This is a genomic window from Pseudomonas sp. GL_117 (genome assembly GCF_057835125.1).
In genome coordinates this window covers 4,684,537-4,706,045 of sequence record NZ_CM174418.1, presented here as the reverse complement: position 1 = coordinate 4,706,045, position 21,509 = coordinate 4,684,537, and the positions used below count along the sequence as shown (strand labels likewise).

Here is a 21,509-nt window from a genome sequence, read left to right as displayed (position 1 = left end):
TCCAAAAGCCCGGCGCAGGCCTTTGCCTAGCGCTCGGCTTCGAAGTTAAGCAGCTTGCTGGCTACACGGTTGCTGTCGACTTTGTAGCTGCCATCGGCGATTGCTTGTTTCAATTCGGCCACGCGGGCCTTATTGACAATCGGCTGATCGCGCAGCGAGTCAGTGACCTTCTGCAACTGTTGAGCCTCATTGCTCAGGTGTACGGATTCCCCGCTTTGGCTGGCGCCAACCTGTTCTGCCTTGGCGGGCAGCGGTTGCGGCTTGGCTTCTACGCTGTCCTTGGCACCGCTGGTGCGCGTAGAGCCGGGCAAAGCCTGGGTACTGTTTAAACGGCTGAAATCGATGACCATGATAAAAAAACCTCTGGGTATTTGGACGCTTGCCATGTTTTCGGCCATACCCGGACAAACTTTAGGCTCGATTGACAATAAACCTGCGCGCGCTGACGTCTGACGCACAGTGTAGAAAAAGCCGGCGCCCGATACCAGTGATCTATAAAGCCACTTCGACTTGCCCCGGGGCTGTCACCCGCGCCTTGATCACTCGATTGGAGTTGAGGTTCTTTACCCGTATCTGTTCGCTCATGCCGCCGTTGGACAGCGCTTCCCCTGGCATTTTCACCTGCAACGCACCGCTGCTCGCGGAAATAACCACCTGATCACCCTTGCGAATTACTTCAGCCTGCTCAAGATGCACCAGGGTAATGACCTGGTCGGTGACCACTGGTCGGGTCAATTTCTGCCCGACGGCCTGGTCCACGGAGGTGAGGTAGCCCTGGCTGATCAGGCTGATGTCGCGTTCACGCAGTACAACATCGTCGAGACCGATGATGCCGGTGCGCTTCAGTGGGCGGGCGACCACCACCACATCGCGGAACAGTTTGACCTGCGCCGGCACGAACACCGTCCAGGGTGACGCGCCTTCGCAGCGCACTTTGACCGTCACGCGACCAATGGGTTGGGCGGGACTTTCCAGGGTGGCTGTCAATTCCTTGTCGCACATTGGCATGCGCAAACGCGGGTCCAATGGGTTGACTTGGATTTCATAACGCCCCGGTGTCTGTGTGGTTGCCAGATAATCTTCTACAGTGAACTCAAGAAACCCCTGAGTGACGCCGATAAGTAGATCAGGCAAGGTGACGTTGTCCGCGCGGGCCGCGCTGTTGAGGCCCAGGGCGAACAATGCCAGCGAGACGCAGAGCAATCTGCTGTACCGTGGTAATTGAAGGCGTCGGGAAACTGTCGTTTTAATATCCATAGCCAATAATTAGCAAAGCTCGTGCCGTTTAGAGTTGGGTGCGCGTCGCACCCTCGAAGGTTTTAGCGTAGGAGTCTGGGCATGGCAGGAGTAATGGATTCAGTAAACCAGCGCACACAGCTGGTAGGGCAGAATCGCCTGGAGTTGTTGCTTTTTCGCCTGGATGGCAAACAGCTATATGGCATCAACGTATTCAAGGTGCGGGAGGTGCTGCAATGTCCCAAGCTGACGATCATGCCCAAGTCCAGCCCGGTGGTGTGTGGCGTCGCCAACATCCGTGGTGCGACCATCCCGATTCTTGACCTGGCCCTCGCCACTGGTTCGTCCGGTTTGCAGGACCGCGAAAGCCCGTTCGTGATCATTACCGAGTACAACACCAAGACCCAGGGGTTCCTGGTGCGCTCGGTGGAGCGCATCGTCAACATGAACTGGGAAGAGATCCATCCACCGCCCAAGGGCACCGGCCGCGATCACTACCTCACGGCGGTGACGCGGGTCGATAACCAGTTGGTGGAAATCATCGACGTGGAGAAGATCCTCGCCGAAGTGGCGCCGACCTCGGAATCGATTTCGGTGGGTGTGGTCGACGCTGAAACCGCACACAAGGCAATTTCGTTGCGTGTGCTGACGGTGGACGACTCGTCGGTGGCGCGCAAACAGGTGACCCGTTGCCTGGAAACCATCGGTGTTGAGGTGGTGGCGCTCAATGATGGCCGCCAGGCCCTGGATTACCTGCGCAAGCTGGTGGATGACGGCAAGAAGCCGGAAGAAGAATTCTTGATGATGATTTCCGACATCGAGATGCCGGAAATGGACGGCTACACCCTCACGGCCGAGATCCGCAACGATCCACGCATGCAAAAATTGCATATCATCCTGCATACTTCATTGTCAGGCGTATTCAATCAGGCGATGGTCAAGAAAGTCGGTGCCGATGACTTCCTGGCCAAATTCCGCCCTGATGACCTGGCAAACCGGGTAGTCGACCGGATCAAGGCAGCAGATCACGGCTAGGGGCATTTGCCCCTGGCGGTCACACGATTTAAGAGGCGGTATCATTGTCTACGGGTAATTTGGATTTCGAACAGTTCCGGGTCTTCCTGGAAAAAGCCTGTGGCATATTGCTCGGTGAAAACAAGCAGTACCTGGTATCCAGCCGTCTCAACAAACTGATGGAACAGCAGGGCATCAAATCCCTGGGTGAGTTGGTGCAGCGTATCCAGGGCCAGCCGCGCAGCGGGCTCAAGGAAATGGTGGTCGATGCCATGACCACCAACGAAACCCTGTGGTTTCGTGATACCTACCCGTTTGAAGTGCTCAAGAGCAAAGTGCTCCCGGAGGCCATCAAGGCCAGCCCGGGCCAGCGCTTGCGCATCTGGTCGGCGGCGTGCTCCTCGGGGCAGGAACCGTATTCGATCTCGATGTCCATCGATGAGTTCGAGCGGACCAACATGGGCCAGCTCAAGGCCGGTGCGCAGATCGTCGCCACCGACTTGTCCGGCACCATGCTCACCAACTGCAAGACCGGCGAATACGACAGCCTGGCGCTGGGCCGTGGCTTGTCCCAGGAGCGCCTGCAACGTTACTTCGAGCCGAAAGGGGCAGGGCGTTGGGCGGTCAAGGCGCCGATCAAGAACCGGGTGGAGTTTCGCTCGTTCAACCTGCTCGACAGCTACGCCAGCCTGGGCAAGTTCGACATGGTGTTCTGCCGCAACGTGCTGATCTACTTCTCGGCCGAAGTGAAGAAAGACATCCTGTTGCGCATCCATGGCACGCTCAAGCGTGGCGGCTATTTGTTCCTGGGTGCTTCCGAGGCGCTGAACGGTCTGCCGGATCACTACCAGATGGTGCAGTGCAGTCCTGGGATCATCTACCAGGCCAAGTAAGCATCAAAAACGTGGGAGCCAGGCTTGTGTGGGGGCTGGCTTGCCTGCGATAGCATCACCTCTGTATCACTGAAGTACCGAGGTGTCTGCATCGCAGGCAAGCCAGCTCCCACACAAACCAGCTCCCACAGTTGTTTTTGCGGCAATCCTCTCAATAGCGGCAAACCCCATTGCCGCTTTACTGGCACCACGCGGAAACCCATTGCCGCTTTTCTGGCATTGCCGCCCGGCAACTTCCCCGCAAAGCCCTGAAACACGGGCCTTCGAAGAATTGGCACACACCTTGCTATAACCCTGTTAACGAAAAGCAGGTCAGCCTAAAGGTTTCCGCCATGAGCATCAGCTTCGATAAAGCGCTCGGTATCCACGAACAAGCCCTGGGCTTCCGCGCCCAGCGTGCCGAAGTCCTGGCCAACAACATTGCCAACGCCGATACCCCGAACTACAAGGCTCGGGACCTGGACTTCTCCGCCGTGCTCGCCGCACAGCAGGACAAGAACAAGAACGGCACCTTCGCCTTGAACATGACCAACAACCGTCATATCGAAGCGCAAGGCCTGAGCAGTGGGGACGAGTCGCTGCTGTATCGCACGCCGATGCAGCCGTCGATCGACCAGAACACCGTCGACGCCCAGCTGGAGCAATCGGCCTACGCCGAGAACTCGGTGAACTTCCAGGCCAGCTTCACCCTGCTCAACAGCAAATTCAAAGGGCTGATGTCAGCCCTGCGTGGAGAGTAAGCCATGTCCCTGTCCAGTGTTTTCAATATTGCCGGTAGTGGCATGAGCGCCCAGACCACGCGTCTGAACACCGTCGCCAGTAACATCGCCAACGCCGAAACCGTGTCGTCGAGCATTGACCAGACCTACCGCGCCCGCCACCCAGTGTTCGCCACCATGTTCCAGGCCGGTCAGAACGGCGGCAGCGACTCGTTGTTCCAGGAGCAGGGTGCCGCAGGTTCCGGCGTGCAGGTGTTGGGCGTGGTCGAAGACCAGAGCAACCTCGAAGCCCGCTACGAACCCAACCACCCTGCCGCGAACGAAAAGGGTTACGTGTACTACCCCAACGTCAACGTGGTCGAGGAAATGGCTGACATGATTTCCGCCAGTCGCTCGTTCCAGACCAACGCGGAAATGATGAACACCGCCAAAACCATGATGCAAAAAGTCCTGACCCTGGGTCAGTGATAAGGGGCGCCGAATAATGGCTATCGTTGATACAACATCAACCAATACAGCGGTGCAGAACCTTTTCAACACGAAGGTCAACACTGCCACCAACAATGTTGCGAGCGCTGCCACCGCTGCCACGGGCAACCAGTCCCTGGGCAAGGATGCATTCCTGCAATTGCTGGTGACTCAGCTGAAGAACCAGAACCCGCTGTCGCCTCAGGACAACGGCGCGTTCGTGGCCCAGCTGGCGCAGTTCAGCAGCCTGGAAGGCATCAACACGCTGAACGACTCGGTGAATGCGATCTCCAGCAACTTCAGCTCGTCGCAAGCGCTGCAGGCTTCGTCGCTGGTGGGGCGTTCGATCATCACCCAGACCGACAAGGCCCTGGTGGATACGAGCAAGAGCATGACCGGTTCGGTCGCGGTGACTTCGGCGGTGGGCAACGTCTCCATCAAGATCACCGACAAAGACGGCAACGTGGTACGCACCATCGACATGGGCGCCCAGAGTGCCGGCACTTCCGACTTTATCTGGGATGGCAAGAACGAAAAGGGCGAGGTTGCTCCAGCGGGCACCTACACCTTCGCGGCCACCACCAAGAACGACAAGGGCGACGCCGTTGCCTTGAGCACTTCGCTGCCAGCCACGGTCACCAGCGTGACCCTGAGCAAGACCGGCGGCGAAATGCTGCTGAACCTGGCGGGCGGCATGGGCAGCGTCAAGCTGTCGCAAATTCAGACTATCGGTACATAGAGCCGGCTAAATACGGCAGAAAGGGAGAGAAGCATGTCTTTTAACATCGGCCTTAGCGGCCTCTATGCGGCCAACAAACAACTGGACGTGACCGGCAACAACATCGCCAACGTCGCGACCACTGGCTTCAAATCGTCCCGTGCGGAATTCGCGGACATCTACGCCGCGTCCAAACTGGGTACCGGCCAGAACAGCATCGGCAACGGGGTGAACCTGGCGGCGGTGTCCCAGCAGTTCACCCAGGGTGACGTCAACAACAGCGGCGGCGTGCTGGACATGGCGATCCAGGGCGGCGGCTTCTTCGTACAGAAGGGCAGCGACGGCTCGCTGGAATACACCCGTAGCGGCGCCTTCCGTGCCGACAAAGATGGTTACATCACCAACAACACTGGCACCTCGCGCCTGCAAGGCTATGCGGCGGATGACAATGGCAAGATCGTCAAGGGTGGCCTGGTCGACCTGCAACTGAACCTGTCGAGCCTGCCGCCAAAGGCGTCCACCAAGGTGGATTCCACCAGTAACCTGAATTCGTCGGACCTGCCGATCGACCAGACGGCACACCCGTTTGATCCTACCAAGACCGACAGCTTCAACACCCAGTACTCCACCACGCTTTACGATACCCAGGGCAACGCCCACTCGATGGTGCAGTACATGGTCAAGACGGGCTCCAACGTCTGGAAGTCCTACACCTTGATCGACGGCCGCAACCCTGACGGTACTGCCATCAGCGGTTCCGACCCATTCGGCGTGACGGCGCCTGTCGCGTCGACGCTGACCTTTGACGAAGCCGGCAAACTCAAGACTATTGTTGCGCCGAATGTCGCTGGCACCACAATGACCGTTGACGACTGGGTTCCAGGCGGCATGGTCAACGGCTTGTGGCAGAAAAACGGTGCTAAAGCCAACCCTGACGGGATCGCCGTCAACATGGGCAACATTACCCAGTACAACTCCGCCAGCTACCGTAACCCGCCGGTCACCGACGGCTACGCCACCGGCCAGATCACTGGCTTGAAAATCGACGGCAGCGGCGTACTGTTCGCCACGTTCAGCAACCAGCAGAGCAAGGCCATCGGCCAGATCTCCCTGGCCAGCTTCAACAACGAACAGGGCCTGCAGCCATCGGGCGGCACCACCTGGAGAGAGACCTTCGCATCGGGCCAGCCGGGTTACGACGCCCCGCAAACCGGCACCCTGGGTTCGATCGTGGCCAACTCCCTGGAGAACTCCAACGTCAACCTGACCAATGAGCTGGTGGACCTGATCAAGGCCCAGAGCAACTATCAGGCGAACGCCAAGACCATCTCCACCCAGAGCACCATCATGCAGACCATCATTCAGATGACGTGATGCTGACCTGTAAATGGTGAAGAAAAACCCCTCGATGAGGGGTTTTTTTTGCAGATTTTTCTTGTGCCGAGCTCGTTTTTCCCGCGCATAAATCCGATTTTTGACACGGTTTATTTTGGAACTGGCTACGCCCTTTTCATTACCCATGAGATCAACAGGGGGCTCATTGAGGGGGGGGTATATGTTAAGAGGCAGCGTGCCGGCCCAGGTGTCATGGGGGGGATTCAGTCGTAATAACTATGCGGGTGGTTTCGGAAAAGATCAGAACAAGACCGACGATCCTCAGAAAGTAGAGACCGATAAACAGACCCTTTCGAACCTGCTCAAGGCGTTGGAGGACGCCCAAAAAACCTCCAAGAATCAGCTCGAGCAGGACTTGCGTGACAAACTCAATGAACTGCGAAAGTCGCTCGGCGAGAAAAGGTTCAAAGAGCTCATCGAGGAGCTGAAGAATGCTTCTGAGGCTTGGCTCGCTTTCTTGAAAGCGTTGTTCCCGAATATGTTTCCAGATGACGTACCACCAGCTCCACCGATTGATAACCGCGGTGGCGGTGGTGGCGGCGGCGGCGGCGGCGGTGGTGGTGGTGGTGGTGGTGGTGGTGGTGGTGGTGGTGGTGGCGGCGGTCGCCGCATTGTCAACCCAAGAGACTTTGGTGGCTCGGAGCCGATGTCCAATATTCCGCCTACCACGGGGGCTCGCTTTTACGACTACACGACCAGCGGCTGGAAACCGGGGGAGAAACCCAGTACAGAGTTCGGGCCTGGTAACATCTGGAGTGGTCTCTACCAGAAATACTTTGGAACCTGTGTGACTGTTGCAGCTTGCAAGGCGCTGATAATGCATCGCGGCAAGGACCCTCAGGACATCTTCGACAATGTCACCGAGACGGCCGACGGCTTTGACGTCACGATGCCGGATAAATTCCGTTGTTTTATTTCCAGAGACGAATTGAAGCAGGCCGCAGAATATGCGGGCTTTGAGGGGGATGATCCACAACTGCTGAGAACCGGCATCTTTCTGTATGCGGCAAGTGCCAAGCGTGCGCAGATTGAGGGTAATGGTCTGGATGACAATCCCGACGATGCCAAGCGCAGCTTTCGACATGCGATGCAAAGCCTGAACAACGGTGAAATGCCCCATGAGGCGCTAGACCGCCTTGGTTACAAAGGCCGTTACCGTGTAAGCACGAGCAATGAGCTCGCGAATGGTCAACTAGGGGTGGTGGCCTACAACGGGCACGCAATGGCTGTTATTGGAGGGCGTGTCGAGTTGTGGGGGCGCAGAGGAGGCAGACCTCAGGAAGGCATCGCGTACGCATTGATCTGACTGCAGCGCTTAACAAAAAAAACCGATAAACCCTATGCAGTCGGGGTTTATCGGGTTTATCAATCCCGGGCATTCACGCCCGGGACCGCCTCAGCTTATTGGCAGGCTTCGCAATCTGGCTCGTCAATCGCACAAGCCTTTGGCACTGGTGCCGGGCCGGCTGGCGCGGCGAGAACCGAATCGTCACCGTGGTTGCCGCCGCTGGAAACCGCGTTCAGCTTACCGGTGTTGATGGTCGATTTCTCGGTGCTGGTCGCGGCCAGGGCACGGAGGTAGTAAGTGGTTTTCAAGCCACGGTACCACGCCATGCGGTAGGTCACGTCCAGCTTCTTGCCCGATGCGCCGGCGATGTACAGGTTCAGGGACTGGGCCTGGTCGATCCACTTCTGACGACGGCTGGCGGCGTCAACGATCCACTTGGTGTCCACTTCGAAAGCGGTCGCGTAGAGCTCTTTGAGTTCTTGCGGGATGCGCTCGATCTGCTGCACGGAGCCGTCGTAGTACTTCAGGTCGTTGATCATGACCGAGTCCCACAGGCCGCGGGCCTTGAGGTCGCGAACCAGGTACGGGTTGATCACGGTGAATTCGCCCGACAGGTTCGATTTCACATACAGGTTCTGGTAGGTCGGTTCGATCGACTGCGATACGCCGGTGATGTTGGCGATGGTCGCGGTCGGCGCGATGGCCATGATGTTGGAGTTACGAATGCCTTTCTGCACGCGGGCACGTACCGGCGCCCAGTCCAGGGATTCGTTCAGGTCAACGTCGATGTACTTCTGGCCACGTTGCTCGATCAGGATCTGTTGCGAATCCAGCGGCAGGATGCCCTTGGACCACAGCGAACCCTGGAACGTCTCGTAGGCACCGCGCTCGTCGGCCAGGTCGCAGGAAGCCTGGATCGCGTAGTAGCTGACCGCTTCCATGGACTTGTCGGCGAACTCGACCGCAGCATCCGAACCGTAAGGAATGTGCTGCAGGTACAAAGCGTCCTGGAAGCCCATGATGCCCAGGCCGACCGGACGGTGCTTGAAGTTGGAGTTCTGCGCCTGTGGCACCGAGTAGTAGTTGATGTCGATCACGTTATCGAGCATGCGCACTGCGGTGTTGACGGTACGTTCCAGCTTGGCGGTGTCCAGCTTGCCGTTGACGATGTGGTTCGGCAGGTTGATCGAGCCCAGGTTGCAAACGGCGATCTCGTCCTTGTTGGTGTTCAAGGTGATCTCGGTGCACAGGTTCGAACTGTGGACCACGCCCACGTGCTGCTGCGGGCTGCGCAGGTTGCACGGGTCTTTGAAGGTCAGCCATGGGTGACCGGTTTCGAACAGCATGGACAGCATCTTGCGCCACAGGTCTTTGGCCTGGATGGTCTTGAACAGCTTGATCTTGCCTGGGTACTGGGCCAGGGCTTCGTAGTACTCGTAGCGCTCTTCGAAGGCCTTGCCGGTCAGGTCGTGCAGGTCCGGCACTTCGGATGGCGAGAACAGGGTCCACTGGCCGTCGTCGAAGACGCGCTTCATGAACAGGTCAGGGATCCAGTTGGCGGTGTTCATGTCGTGGGTACGACGACGATCATCACCGGTGTTCTTGCGCAGCTCGATGAACTCTTCAATGTCCATGTGCCAGGTTTCCAGGTAGGCACACACAGCGCCTTTGCGCTTGCCGCCCTGGTTAACCGCAACGGCGGTGTCGTTCACCACTTTCAGGAACGGTACAACGCCCTGGGACTTGCCGTTGGTGCCCTTGATGTACGAACCCAGTGCACGCACCGGTGTCCAGTCGTTGCCCAGGCCGCCGGCGAATTTGGACAACATGGCGTTGTCGTGGATCGCGTGGTAGATGCCCGACAGGTCATCCGGCACGGTGGTCAGGTAGCAGCTGGACAGCTGTGGACGCAGGGTGCCGGCGTTGAACAGGGTCGGGGTCGACGACATGTAGTCGAAGGACGACAGCAGGTTGTAGAACTCGATGGCACGGTCTTCTTTGTGCTTCTCTTCGATCGCCAGGCCCATGGCCACGCGCATGAAGAACACTTGCGGCAGTTCGAAGCGGATACCGTCCTTGTGGATGAAGTAACGGTCGTACAGGGTTTGCAGGCCCAGGTAGGTGAACTGCTGGTCACGCTCGTGGTTGATCGCCTTGCCGAGTTTTTCCAGGTCGAAGCTGGCCAGGACCGGGTTGAGCAATTCGAATTCGATACCCTTGGCGATGTAGGCCGGCAGGGCCTTGGCGTACAGGTCGGCCATCTCGTGGTGGGTCGCGCTGTCGGCAACGCCGAGGAAGCCCAGGCCTTCGGCACGCAGGGTGTCCATCAGCAGGCGTGCGGTCACGAACGAGTAGTTCGGCTCACGTTCAACCAGGGTACGGGCGGTCATCACCAGGGCGGTGTTGACGTCGGTCAGGGCTACGCCGTCGTACAGGTTCTTCAGGGTTTCGCGCTGGATCAGGTCACCGTCGACTTCTTCCAGGCCTTCGCAGGCCTCGGTCACGATGGTGTTCAGGCGGCCCAGGTCCAGCGGTGCAAACGTGCCGTCGGCCAGGGTGATGCGGATCGATGGGTGAGCTTGTACCGCAGCGTCTTCGGCCGGGGTGCGGACAGCGCGTTCCTTGGAGCGGGCGTCACGGTAGATCACGTAGTCGCGGGCGACTTTCTGTTCGCCGGCACGCATCAGGGCCAGTTCGACCTGGTCCTGGATTTCTTCGATATGGATGGTGCCGCCCGACGGCATGCGACGCTTGAAGGTCGCGGTGACTTGTTCGGTCAGGCGGGCAACGGTGTCGTGGATGCGCGACGAGGCAGCAGCGGTGCCGCCTTCAACTGCAAGGAACGCTTTGGTGATGGCGACGGTGATTTTGTCATCGGTGTAAGGAACGACAGTGCCGTTACGCTTGATCACGCGCAATTGGCCTGGTGCAGTGGCGGACAGATCCTGGTTCGAATCAGCGGCCTGCGGCACGGAGCCTTGCGGGTTCTCGCGAGTTGTGTCGGTTTGCATGGGGGGTTGTCTCCGCGTTCTATATTTGATTGCGAGTGCCAGGCTTTTCCTGCAACACCCGTACCGTTTTCCATATCGGGGATGGGAAACAGCTGCCATCCGCGTGAGCGGTTTGGTCTACTGAAAAATCGGTTGGTTCCCTACTGCGCTAGCAATAAAACCCTTGAATATCGAACCACTTGTGTGGTTGGGCGCTTTGCGCAAAAACCCTACATATAGGGTCTGCTGTGTCGCCGAGGTACAAGATAATGCGTTTCGGAAGGGTTGGCAACGCAGTAACCTGTGGATAACGCTGTGGGTAAAATGTGTATGAAAGGCTGAATGTGTGTGTAGGCCGCATTACTGCTGCGTTGCACCGTTTGTCATGAAATATTTCCGACCTAAAACAGCTGGGCCGTTTTCGAAGGGCGCGAACCCTATCACAAAATATCGCGATCACCGAATGGATTTCCCGCCTTGTGCTACAGGCCGTGAGCATGGCTACAATCGGCCTTTGTTATGCCTCTGAAACATGACAAACAGGGTATGACCGATGGAAATCAAACTGTGGGAGCGGGCTTGCCCGCGAAGGCGATGTATCAGCAACAGATTCGGTGACTGACACTGCGCTTTCGCGGGCAAGTCCGCTCCCACATGCAGATATCCCTGGGTAAGAAGAATGTCTAATAACAACGAGGACCGCCCGTGGAGCAAGAAGCCTGGCAGATACTGATCGTCGAGGACGACGAGCGATTGGCCGAGTTGACCCGTGATTACCTGGAAAGCAACGGCCTGCGCGTATCGGTAGAAAGCGACGGTGCCCTGGCCGCGGCGCGTATCGTTGCCGAACAACCCGACCTGGTGATCCTCGACCTCATGCTCCCCGGCGAAGACGGCCTGAGCATCTGCCGCAAGGTGCGTGAGCGCTACGACGGCGTGATCCTGATGCTCACCGCGCGTACCGACGACATGGACCAGGTGCTCGGCCTGGACATGGGCGCCGACGACTACGTGTGCAAACCCGTGCGTCCACGCCTCTTGTTGGCGCGCATCCAGGCCCTGCTGCGGCGCAGCGAACCGGCCGAAGCGGCCATCGTCGAAAACCAGCGCCGCCTGCAATTCGGCCCGCTGGTGGTGGACAACGCCCTGCGCGAAGCCTGGCTGCATGACGGCGGCATCGAGCTGACCAGCGCCGAATTCGACCTGCTATGGCTATTGGTGGCGAATGCCGGGCGCATTCTGTCCCGCGAAGAAATCTTCATCGCCCTGCGCGGCATCGGCTACGACGGCCAGGACCGCTCCATAGATGTGCGTATCTCGCGCATCCGCCCGAAAATAGGCGATGACCCGATCCACCCGCGCCTGATCAAGACCATCCGCAGCAAAGGCTATCTGTTCGTCCCCGAAGCCGCTGCCGATATGCCGCTGTGAACTCGATCTTCCTGCGCATCTACGGCGGCATGTGCGCGGCGCTGATCCTGGTGGCGCTGCTCGGCGTACTCGCCCTGCACCTGCTCAACGAAGTGCGCAGCGGCCAGTACCGCGAGCGCCTGGCCCACGGCACGTTCGCCCTGATGGGCGATAACCTGCAACCCATGAGTGCCATCGAGCGCCAGCGCGCCCTGGCGGTGTGGGAGCGCTTGCTCGGTATTCCCCTGGAGTTGCGCAGCCTCAGCGACGCGCAGTTGGACCTCAGCCAACGCAATCGCCTGCAGCGCGGCCAGGTGCTGGTGCAGCAGACCGGCCCCCATGCGGCGCGCGTGTTGCGCCTGGTCAGCGAACGCGAATCCCTGGTGCTGACCGGCGAAGTGCAGCAGATCAGCGAGCAATTGGCCCGGGCGACCATTTACCTGCTGGCCGACGAACTGGTGCGTTTTCCGGTCGCCGAACAGCCGCAACGCCTGGCCGACATAAAGGAAGCCAAGGGGTTTGGCTTCGAGATGCACCTGATGGCCCTTGACCAGACCGATATGGACGACGACCAGCGCCGCCGCGTATCGGAAGGCGATACGGTGATGGCCCTTGGCAAGGGCGGTGATTCGATCCGCGTGTTCGCCGGCATGGTTGGTACGCCGTGGGTGTTGGAAATCGGCCCGCTTTATCAGATGAACCCGTACCCGGCGCAATGGCTGATCCTGATCGCGTTGATCGGCCTGACCCTGATCGGTTTGATCGTCTATCTATTGGTGCGCCAGTTGGAGCGCCGCTTGCGCGGCCTGGAAGCCGCCGCCACACGGATCGCCAAAGGCAGCCTGGAGGTGCGCGTGCCGGCCCGTGGCGCCGACTCGGTGGGGCGCCTGGCTGCCGCCTTTAATGGCATGGCCGAGCACTTGCAGCAATTGCTGGCGATCCAGCGCGAACTGGTGCGTGCGGTGTCCCACGAACTGCGCACTCCGGTGGCGCGCTTGCGCTTCGGCCTGGAGATGGTGGGCGATGCCACCACGCCCGAGGCTCGACGCAAATACCTGGAGGGCATGGACAGTGACATTCAGGACCTCGATGGCCTGGTCGATGAAATGCTCACCTATGCCCGCCTGGAACAGGGCGCGCCGGAGCTGAATTTCCAGCGTGTCGACCTCAGCGCCTTGCTCGATCAGGTGGTCGGCGAATTATCGCCACTGCGCCCGCAAGTCTCGGTCGCCCGTGGTATTTGCCTGTCCTCGGCGCATTGGGACGACGCCTGGGTCGACGCCGAGCCGCGCTACCTGCACCGCGCCCTGCAAAACCTGGTGAGCAACGCCATGCGTCACGCCCAGGGGCAGGTGCTGATCAGTTACCAGGTCGGCCAGGTGCGTTGCCGCATCGATGTGGAGGATGACGGACCGGGTGTGCCGGAAAGCGCCTGGGAGCGCATCTTCACGCCGTTCCTGCGCTTGGATGACAGCCGCACCCGTGCTTCCGGTGGGCATGGGCTGGGGTTGTCGATCGTGCGGCGGATCATCTACTGGCATGGCGGGCGGGCGTTGATCGGCAAGAGCAACAACCTGGGTGGGGCTTGTTTCAGCTTGAGTTGGCCCAGGGATCAGGAGAAACCTTGAGGCCGCTTTCGCGAGCAAGCCCGCTCCCACACTCGACCGAGTTCCAGCAGGGGAATGCATTCAAATGTGGGAGCGGGCTTGCCCGCGAAAGCGGTCTATCAGGCGCCGATAGCCACCAGGCTCAACAACTGCCCATCCGCCAGCACAAACTGCCCCACCAACTCCTTGCCATAACACCACTCGCTGGACAGGTCCGTCAGCAAGCGTAACCGCACAGCCCCTGACTCATCCCACTGCACCACCTCGGCGTGTTCAAAATAAAAGCGCTTCTGCACAATCGGATACAGCGCCTTGAACAAGCTCTCCTTGGCCGAAAACGTCAGCGTCACCAGCAACGCAACCTGCTCGCGCGGCACATGCGCCATGCGCTTGAGTTCATCGGCGGTGAGGATTTCGCCCGCCAGCCGTTCGGCGCGCTCCAGCGGCATCACGTTCTCCAGGTCCATCCCCAGCCCGCGCCACTGCGCCTTGTGCCCGACAATCGCTGCGGCATGCCCGGTGCTGTGGGTGATGGAGCCGCTGATATGCCCAGGCCACACGGGGGCACGGTCTTCGCCGATGGCCGGGATGCAATCGAGCTGATCCAGCTGCTGCAACGCGGCACGGGCGCACAAGCGGCCGGCAAGGAACTCGGCCTGGCGCTTGGCCACTGAGCGCTGGATGCTCGGCGGTGGCGGCACGGCGCTGCGCTGGAAATCGCCCTCGGCCAGTAAGGTCGGGTCGAAGCGAGTGCTGAGCAATACCGTGCCCGGCAAGGGTTCGGGCAGCGACCAATGGGCGTCGAGTGGGGTGCAGCAAGCGGGTAAAGGAGTCATGGGCGGTATTCTGCCGAGTTGGCGGGCCAGAGGATAGCCCGCTGTTCAGGGGGAGTTCAGGGGCGCCTGCGTAGTCTGGCCCTACAGCCAAACGCATAGAGGTAAGCACCATGACTGCGATCAAAAAGCTGATGTTGGCGTTAACCATGCTCAGCGCCACCGCCGGGGCCCAGGCCTCGGACGCGGCCTTTGCTGCATTCGGTAGCGAAAAAACCAAGAAATCCAGCACGCTGATCCAGCGTGTCAGCTTTGAAGATGCGGGCAGCCAACCTACGCCGTGGGGCCAGGCCCTGGGCTTGACCGCCGCGCAACCGGCCTACCGTGCCGGCTACGCACACCTGACGGGCCACTACAATGGCACTAAACTGCGCCCGCAAGACTTGCAGGGCCGCTATGATGTCCCTCTGTCGGACAGTTGATTTGCCTTGGAGAGCCTTATGAAATTGCTGGTGGTGGAAGATGAGGCGCTGCTGCGCCATCACCTGTTGACCCGCCTGACCGACAGCGGGCATGTGGTCGAGGCCGTGGCCAATGCCGAAGAAGCGCTGTACCAGACTGGCCAATTCAACCATGACCTGGCGATCATTGACCTGGGCCTGCCCGGCATGGGCGGCCTGGATCTGATCCGCCAACTGCGTACCCAGGCCAAGACCTTCCCGATCCTGATCCTCACCGCCCGTGGCAACTGGCAGGACAAGGTCGAAGGCCTGGCCGCCGGGGCCGACGACTATGTGGTCAAACCGTTCCAGTTCGAAGAGCTGGAGGCGCGGATGAACGCCTTGCTGCGCCGCTCCAGCGGGTTCACCCAGTCGACCATCGTCGCCGGGCCCTTGTTGCTGGACCTCAATCGCAAGCAAGCGTCCCTCGATGAACAGCCGTTGGCGTTGACCGCGTACGAGTATCGGATTCTCGAATACCTCATGCGTCACCATCAGCAAGTGGTCGCCAAGGACCGCCTGATGGAACAACTCTATCCGGATGACGACGAGCGCGATCCGAACGTGATCGAAGTGCTGGTCGGCCGCCTGCGCCGCAAGTTGGAAGGCCCGGGCGGGTTCAAGCCGATCGACACCGTGCGTGGCCTGGGCTACCTGTTCAATGAGCGCTGCCTTTGATTCGCTCGCTGCGCGTGCGCCTGATGCTGGCGGCCGCCACCCTGGCCGTGCTGTTTATGCTCGGTTTGCTGCCGGCGATGCAAGGCGCGTTCAGCCTGGCGTTGCAGGATTCCATCGAGCAGCGCTTGGCGTCGGATGTCACCACCCTGATTTCCGCCGCCCGTGTGGAAAACAACCGCCTGCTGATGCCGGCGCAGTTGCCGGACGAGCGCTTCAACCTCACCGATAGCCGCCTGCTCGGCTATATCTACGACCGTGAGGGCCACCTGGTGTGGCGCTCGCGGGCGACCAAAGAAGAGAACATCAACTACAAGCCGCGCTACGACGGACGCGGCAATGAGTTTGCGCGGATTCGCGAGGCCAATGGCCAGGAGTTCTTTGTCTATGACGTCGAGGTCAAGTTGCTCGGTGGCAAGAGTGCGGCGTTCAGTATCGTTGCCCTGCAACCAGTGCGTGAATACCAGCTGACCCTCGAAGGCCTGCGCGAAAACCTCTATCTGGGTTTCGGCGCGGCCTTGCTGGTGCTGCTCACGCTATTGTGGCTGGGCCTGACCTGGGGCCTGCAAGCCTTGCGGCGCTTGAGCCAGGAACTGGACCAGATCGAAGGCGGCACCCGTGAAAGCCTTTCCGAAGAACACCCCCGCGAACTGCTGCGTCTTACCGGTTCCCTCAACCGCTTGCTGGCCAGCGAGCGCGAGCAGCGGGCGCGCTACCGCGATTCCCTCGACGACCTGGCCCACAGCCTGAAAACTCCGCTCGCTGTGCTGCAGGGCGTGAGCGAAGACATGGCCCAGCGCCCGGAAGACCGCGACCAGGCCTGGGTGCTGCAATCGCAGATCGAGCGCATGAGCCAGCAGATCAGCTACCAACTGCAGCGCGCCAGCCTGCGCAAAAGCGGCCTGGTGCGCCATCAGGTCCGCCTGGAACCGGTGCTGCAAAGCCTGTGCGACACCCTGGACAAGGTCTACCGCGACAAGCGCGTCAGCGTGTCCTTCGATTTGCCGGACGAGTGCTATGTGCCGATCGAGAAGGGCGCCTTGCTTGAACTGCTCGGCAACCTGCTGGAAAACGCCTACCGCCTGTGTGTACGCCAAGTGCGTATCCGTCTGGTGGAAAGCCTCGAAGGCATCGAGTTGTGCGTCGAGGATGACGGGCCGGGCGTGCCGCCGGATCAGCGTGCACGGATTCTGCAACGGGGTGAGCGGCTGGACCGCCAGCATCCGGGGCAGGGCATCGGGTTGGCGGTGGTCAAGGACATTATTGAGAGCTACGGTGCGCGGCTGACCCTTGGGGATTCGCCGTTGGGTGGGGCCGCGTTCAAGATTCACTTTCCGGCTGTTTGATCTTTATTGGTCATGCTGGCCTCTTCGCGAGCAAGCCCGCTCCCACATTCGACCGAGTTCCAACGTTGGAATGCAATCAAGTGTGGGAGCGGGCTTGCTCGCGAAGAGGCCAGTATAAGCAACACACCTCTAACTCTCCTGCGCCCGGTAAGCCCCTGGCGTCACCCCCGTCCACTTCTTGAACGCCCGGTGAAACGCTGACGGCTCGGAAAACCCCAGCTGCTCGGCAATCTCCTGCAACGACAAATCCGCCCGTCCCAGGTGATAGATGGCGATGTCCCGCCGCAGCTCATCCTTGAGTGCTTGAAAGCTGGTGCCTTCTTCGCGCAGGTGCCGCCGCAGGGTCTGCGGGCTGATGTGCAGGTGCTGGGCAACCGCTTCCAGGTCCGGCCAGGGCGTGCGGTCGCGGCTGAGCAAGCGGCGCAGTTGGCTGCTGAGGCTGTCGCCTTCGTCCGGGCGTGACAGCAAGTCGGCAGGCGAGCGTTCGAGGAAGTGCTTGAGCGTGCGCTCGTCCTGCAACAGCGGCAGGCTCAGGTAGCGCGCGGGAAACACCAGGCTGCTGTGCGGCGCGCCGAACACCAGGGGGCAGGGGAACAGCAGGTCGTACTCTCCGGCATGGGCTGGCATCGGGTAGCTGAAGGTGGCCTGGTTCAGCCGGATGCGCTGGCCGATCAGCCAACTGCCGAGGCGATGCCAGATCACCAGCAGGCATTCGCTGAGGAAGTGATCCGGGTCCCACAGCTGTGAGTCGTCCAGGCTCAAGCGGGCCATGTCGCCTTCGCGCGTCAGCTGCCAGCGCGGGCCCTGTGGGAATAGGCTATAAAATAATAAGCCGCGTTCCAGCGCCTTCTCCAGGGTGCGGCAGTGGATCAGCGCGTGGCACATCATGGCGAAGGTGCCGCGCTTGCTCGGGCCTTCGGCAAAGCCCAGGTATTCGTCATCCAGCCCCAGCCAGAGCATTTGCAGCAGCCGGGTAAATTGCTCCGGGGCAATGCGGGCGCGCGGTTCGCTCAGCAGTTCGGGGGTGATGCCCAGTTGTTGCAGCAGGCCCGAATAGTCGTAACCCGCCCGGCGCGCACCGCCGAGGGCTGCTCGGGCGTAATGACTGGCGATGGTACGTTCACGCATGCGAAGGCCTCGTCCATGGAATGGCGGATGGTAGCCAGCCGAGGGTAGGGCGACAAGGCGGATATCCGCCAAATTGTAGGACGTGATTGGACGAGTGGGCGGAAATCCGCCACCTGATTCGGCGCGCTGGAGGGCGCCTGAAGAGCCTCAGCCCTGATGTCTAAAGGCCTTCAGGGTTTTTCAGAGAAGTGGCACGACGTTTGCGATATAGATTACAGCGCAGGCCGCTCCGACAGGCCTCGCAAACAACAAATCCCTCCAGTGCAGGAGGGTTCGCAATTCAAGTGTCGTGGGCAATGGCGGATCTTTGCCACACGGGACGATTGAGGAATTTTGCAATGACGACTCGTCAGCCAATCTACAAATCCCTGTATTTCCAGGTGATCGTTGCAATCGTTATCGGTATTTTGCTCGGTCACTTCTATCCGGATACCGGCGTGGCCCTCAAGCCATTGGGTGACGGGTTCATCAAACTGATCAAAATGGTCATCGCCCCGATCATCTTCTGCACCGTTGTCAGCGGCATCGCTGGCATGCAAAGCATGAAATCGGTCGGCAAGACTGGCGGCTACGCGCTGCTGTACTTCGAAATCGTTTCGACCATCGCGCTGCTGATCGGCCTGGTCGTGGTCAACGTTGTGCAACCGGGCGCCGGCATGCACATCGACGTGGCTACCCTGGACGCTTCGAAAGTCGCGGCCTACGTGACTGCCGGTAAAGACCAGAGCATCGTTGGCTTTATCCTCAACGTTATCCCGAACACCATCGTCGGCGCCTTCGCCAACGGCGACATCCTGCAAGTGCTGATGTTCTCGGTGATCTTCGGTTTCGCCCTGCACCGCCTGGGTGCCTACGGCAAGCCGGTACTGGACTTCATCGATCGCTTCGCCCACGTGATGTTCAACATCATCAACATGATCATGAAGCTCGCGCCAATCGGTGCCCTGGGCGCCATGGCGTTCACCATCGGTGCCTATGGCGTAGGTTCCCTGGTGCAACTGGGCCAGCTGATGATCTGCTTCTACATCACCTGCGTGCTGTTCGTGCTGGTGGTGCTGGGCGCTATCTGCCGCGCTCACGGTTTCAGCGTGATCAAGCTGATCCGCTACATCCGTGAAGAGCTGCTGATCGTTCTGGGTACTTCGTCTTCCGAATCCGCACTGCCACGCATGCTGATCAAGATGGAGCGTCTGGGCGCGAAGAAATCCGTAGTAGGCCTGGTGATCCCGACTGGCTACTCCTTCAACCTCGACGGTACGTCGATCTACCTGACCATGGCGGCCGTGTTCATCGCCCAGGCGACTGACACCCACATGGACATCACCCACCAGATCACGCTGCTGCTGGTGCTGCTGCTGTCCTCCAAAGGCGCTGCGGGCGTGACCGGTTCGGGCTTCATCGTACTGGCTGCAACCCTGTCGGCCGTAGGCCATCTGCCGGTTGCCGGCTTGGCGCTGATCCTGGGTATCGACCGCTTCATGTCTGAAGCCCGCGCCCTGACCAACCTGGTTGGTAACGCCGTGGCCACCCTGGTTGTGGCCAAGTGGGTCAAGGAACTGGACACCGACAAGCTGCAAAGCGAGCTGGCGTCCGGCGGTACCGGTATCTCGGAAACCCGCGAACTGGATGACCTGGGCGTGGCCGAAGGCCCTGCACCTACCGTCAAGTAAGCTACTGCCGGCGTGAACTGACGCCGACCGCGATACACAAACGCCCCGACCTGTTCGGGGCGTTTGCGTTTCTGGTTTACAGTGGGTGAATCTGTTTGCCGTTGTAAAGCTTGCTGGAGGTTTGATGGACAGCGTTGATCTGAATGTCCTGCGCAGCGTGCTCGAATGGCGTCGCGCCGGGCAGCGTGTGGTGTTGTACAGCGTCGTGCAGACCTGGGGCAGTGCGCCACGGCCGCCGGGGGCAATGTTGGCCTTGCGTGGTGATGGTGTGGTGATCGGCTCGGTGTCCGGCGGTTGCATCGAGGATGACCTGATCGCGCGGCTGCAAGATGGTCGCTTGCCGGCCGATGGGCCGCCGGTGCAGCTGGTGACTTACGGTGTCACCCGCGATGAGGCGGCGCGTTTTGGCTTGCCGTGCGGCGGCACCCTGCGCCTGACCGAGGAGCGTGTTGATGAGTGGGAGTGGGTGTCGCAATTGCTGGAACGCTGCGAGGCCCACCAGATTGTCGCCCGTGAACTTAACCTGGCGACCGGCGAGGTGACACTGAGCGAGGCGAACAAGACCGATGCGGTGACCTTCGACGGCGAGCGCCTGCGTGCGATTTACGGCCCGCGTTGGCGCCTGTTGCTGATCGGCGCCGGCCAACTGTCGCGCTACGTGGCGCAAATGGCGCGGCTGCTGGATTTCGAAGTACTGATCTGCGACCCGCGGGAAGAGTTCGTCTACGGCTGGGAGCAGCAGCACGGCCGCTTCGTGCCGGGCATGCCGGACGAAGCGGTGTTGAATATCCACACCGATGAACGTACGGCCATCGTCTGCCTTACCCATGACCCGCGCCTGGATGACATGGCGTTGCTGACGGCGTTGAATTCACCGGCGTTCTACATTGGCGCCCTGGGTTCGCGGGTCAATACGCAGAAGCGCCGGGAAACCTTGGCGGCGCTGGGGTTGTCGGCAGAGGCGATTGCGCGTTTGCATGGGCCGATTGGTTTGTATATCGGCAGCCATACACCGGCGGAAATCGCGCTATCGCTGCTGGCGGAAATTGTCGCGATCAAAAATGGCGTGGTGTCGTGACGGTCACTGCGCTTGTATTGGCGGCAGGGCAGGGCACACGGTTCCGCGCTGAAGCGGGCGATGCCCAGGACAAGCTGTTGGCCGCCTGCATGGGCCTGGATGGCGTGATGCGACCGGTGATCGAGCAGGTGCTGCTGAACCTGCCGGCGAGCATTGTACGGCGCTGGGTGGTGACTTCGCCGGGGCGGGATGAGGTGGTTCGTCTGGCCAGGGCGTATGGCTGTGAGGTGCTGTTGCTGGAGTCTGCAGGTATGGGCGACAGCCTTGCGGCGGCGGTTGCGGCCAGTGGTTCGGCTGACGGTTGGCTGGTGGTGCTGGGGGATATGCCGTTTATTCAGCCTGCGAGTATTGAGCGGGTGGTGGAGGGGCTGGAGGTGGATGGCATTCGTGTGCCGGTGCAGAGCGGGCGGTATGGGCATCCTGTGGCGTTTGGGGCTGCGTTTGGGCCGCAGTTGATGGCGCTGAGCGGTGATCGTGGAGGGCGGGCGTTGTTTGTGTCGGCATCGGTGCAGGAGGTACTGGTGGACGACCCGGGGGTGCTTTGGGATGTCGACTTGCCGCAACTCTTGAGCTTCACACCACCTCGCTCGGATTGAACTGC

The 21,509-nt window shown here is 60.3% G+C and carries 20 protein-coding genes; 15 read left to right on the top strand and 5 right to left on the bottom strand.

Annotation, left to right across the window (positions count from 1 at the left end):
- Positions 1–26 precede the first annotated feature (26 nt).
- Together flgM and flgA are read right to left on the bottom strand one after the other, a co-directional pair.
- The gene (flgM, locus tag AC3ISR_RS21325; RefSeq protein WP_192300707.1) at positions 27–350 is read right to left on the bottom strand and encodes a flagellar biosynthesis anti-sigma factor FlgM; all 324 of its coding nucleotides are present in this window, start codon (positions 348–350) and stop codon (positions 27–29) included.
- 142 nt (positions 351–492) lie between these two features.
- Positions 493–1,257 carry a flagellar basal body P-ring formation chaperone FlgA gene (flgA, locus tag AC3ISR_RS21320; protein ID WP_192300656.1) on the bottom strand — a complete coding sequence of 255 codons (765 nt, stop codon included), beginning with the start codon at positions 1,255–1,257 and terminating at the stop codon, positions 493–495.
- A gap of 81 nt (positions 1,258–1,338) precedes the next feature.
- Here flgA and AC3ISR_RS21315 point away from each other — a divergent pair, with 81 nt between their 5' ends.
- The 7 genes from AC3ISR_RS21315 to AC3ISR_RS21285 all read left to right on the top strand — a co-directional run bounded on the left by AC3ISR_RS21315 (position 1,339) and on the right by AC3ISR_RS21285 (position 7,749).
- The gene (locus AC3ISR_RS21315) at positions 1,339–2,271 is read left to right on the top strand and encodes a chemotaxis protein CheV (protein ID WP_192300657.1); all 933 of its coding nucleotides are present in this window, start codon (positions 1,339–1,341) and stop codon (positions 2,269–2,271) included.
- Between the two features lie 44 nt (positions 2,272–2,315).
- Entirely contained in the window at positions 2,316–3,143 is an 828-nt protein-coding gene (gene cheR / locus AC3ISR_RS21310) for a protein-glutamate O-methyltransferase CheR (protein WP_060756330.1), read from the top strand.
- A 332-nt stretch (positions 3,144–3,475) separates the two neighbouring features.
- Positions 3,476–3,883, top strand: coding sequence for a flagellar basal body rod protein FlgB (flgB, locus tag AC3ISR_RS21305; RefSeq protein ID WP_159936855.1), 408 nt, complete (start codon positions 3,476–3,478; stop codon positions 3,881–3,883).
- 3 nt (positions 3,884–3,886) lie between these two features.
- Positions 3,887–4,330 (top strand): flagellar basal body rod protein FlgC, encoded by a 444-nt coding sequence (flgC, locus tag AC3ISR_RS21300; protein ID WP_192300658.1) that lies wholly within the window; start codon positions 3,887–3,889, stop codon positions 4,328–4,330.
- Positions 4,331–4,346: 16 nt separating this feature from the next.
- A complete protein-coding gene (gene flgD, locus AC3ISR_RS21295) occupies positions 4,347–5,069 on the top strand; it encodes a flagellar hook assembly protein FlgD (protein ID WP_192300659.1) in 723 nt (240 codons plus the stop codon).
- A gap of 33 nt (positions 5,070–5,102) precedes the next feature.
- Positions 5,103–6,422 carry a flagellar hook protein FlgE gene (gene flgE, locus AC3ISR_RS21290; RefSeq protein ID WP_192300660.1) on the top strand — a complete coding sequence of 440 codons (1,320 nt, stop codon included), beginning with the start codon at positions 5,103–5,105 and terminating at the stop codon, positions 6,420–6,422.
- Positions 6,423–6,603: 181 nt separating this feature from the next.
- Positions 6,604–7,749 carry a hypothetical protein gene (locus AC3ISR_RS21285; protein WP_489324422.1) on the top strand — a complete coding sequence of 382 codons (1,146 nt, stop codon included), beginning with the start codon at positions 6,604–6,606 and terminating at the stop codon, positions 7,747–7,749.
- Between the two features lie 95 nt (positions 7,750–7,844).
- Here the strand turns inward: AC3ISR_RS21285 and AC3ISR_RS21280 are convergent, their stop codons facing one another.
- Positions 7,845–10,742 (bottom strand): ribonucleoside-diphosphate reductase subunit alpha, encoded by a 2,898-nt coding sequence (locus AC3ISR_RS21280; RefSeq protein ID WP_192300661.1) that lies wholly within the window; start codon positions 10,740–10,742, stop codon positions 7,845–7,847.
- 684 nt (positions 10,743–11,426) lie between these two features.
- Here AC3ISR_RS21280 and AC3ISR_RS21275 point away from each other — a divergent pair.
- Positions 11,427–12,152, top strand: coding sequence for a response regulator (locus AC3ISR_RS21275; protein WP_192300662.1), 726 nt, complete (start codon positions 11,427–11,429; stop codon positions 12,150–12,152).
- Positions 12,149–13,759: an ATP-binding protein gene (locus AC3ISR_RS21270; RefSeq protein ID WP_192300663.1), complete on the top strand. Its 1,611-nt coding sequence runs from the start codon at positions 12,149–12,151 to the stop codon at positions 13,757–13,759. The genes AC3ISR_RS21275 and AC3ISR_RS21270 overlap by 4 nt, the downstream gene beginning before the upstream one ends.
- A gap of 98 nt (positions 13,760–13,857) precedes the next feature.
- Here the strand turns inward: AC3ISR_RS21270 and AC3ISR_RS21265 are convergent, their stop codons facing one another.
- Positions 13,858–14,574 carry a 4'-phosphopantetheinyl transferase family protein gene (locus AC3ISR_RS21265; protein ID WP_463984934.1) on the bottom strand — a complete coding sequence of 239 codons (717 nt, stop codon included), beginning with the start codon at positions 14,572–14,574 and terminating at the stop codon, positions 13,858–13,860.
- 110 nt (positions 14,575–14,684) lie between these two features.
- Between AC3ISR_RS21265 and AC3ISR_RS21260 the strand changes: the two genes are divergently transcribed.
- Genes AC3ISR_RS21260 through AC3ISR_RS21250 form a run of 3 tightly spaced genes read left to right on the top strand, consistent with a single transcriptional unit; the run spans position 14,685 to position 17,032 of the window.
- The gene (locus AC3ISR_RS21260; protein ID WP_192300665.1) at positions 14,685–14,993 is read left to right on the top strand and encodes a hypothetical protein; all 309 of its coding nucleotides are present in this window, start codon (positions 14,685–14,687) and stop codon (positions 14,991–14,993) included.
- A gap of 18 nt (positions 14,994–15,011) precedes the next feature.
- Entirely contained in the window at positions 15,012–15,689 is a 678-nt protein-coding gene (locus tag AC3ISR_RS21255; RefSeq protein ID WP_192300666.1) for a response regulator transcription factor, read from the top strand.
- Positions 15,686–17,032 carry an ATP-binding protein gene (locus AC3ISR_RS21250; protein ID WP_192300667.1) on the top strand — a complete coding sequence of 449 codons (1,347 nt, stop codon included), beginning with the start codon at positions 15,686–15,688 and terminating at the stop codon, positions 17,030–17,032. Before AC3ISR_RS21255 ends, AC3ISR_RS21250 begins: the two co-directional genes overlap by 4 nt.
- A gap of 129 nt (positions 17,033–17,161) precedes the next feature.
- Here AC3ISR_RS21250 and AC3ISR_RS21245 read toward each other — a convergent pair whose 3' ends face one another.
- Positions 17,162–18,160: an AraC family transcriptional regulator gene (locus AC3ISR_RS21245; protein ID WP_192300668.1), complete on the bottom strand. Its 999-nt coding sequence runs from the start codon at positions 18,158–18,160 to the stop codon at positions 17,162–17,164.
- 338 nt (positions 18,161–18,498) lie between these two features.
- Here AC3ISR_RS21245 and AC3ISR_RS21240 point away from each other — a divergent pair, with 338 nt between their 5' ends.
- From AC3ISR_RS21240 to AC3ISR_RS21230, 3 genes are all read left to right on the top strand, one after another.
- Positions 18,499–19,830, top strand: coding sequence for a dicarboxylate/amino acid:cation symporter (locus tag AC3ISR_RS21240; RefSeq protein ID WP_192300669.1), 1,332 nt, complete (start codon positions 18,499–18,501; stop codon positions 19,828–19,830).
- Positions 19,831–19,954: 124 nt separating this feature from the next.
- Positions 19,955–20,908, top strand: a complete 954-nt coding sequence (locus tag AC3ISR_RS21235) for an XdhC family protein (RefSeq protein ID WP_192300670.1) — start codon at positions 19,955–19,957, stop codon at positions 20,906–20,908.
- Positions 20,905–21,504 (top strand): nucleotidyltransferase family protein, encoded by a 600-nt coding sequence (locus AC3ISR_RS21230; protein ID WP_463984933.1) that lies wholly within the window; start codon positions 20,905–20,907, stop codon positions 21,502–21,504. Before AC3ISR_RS21235 ends, AC3ISR_RS21230 begins: the two co-directional genes overlap by 4 nt.
- Positions 21,505–21,509: the final 5 nt, after the last annotated feature.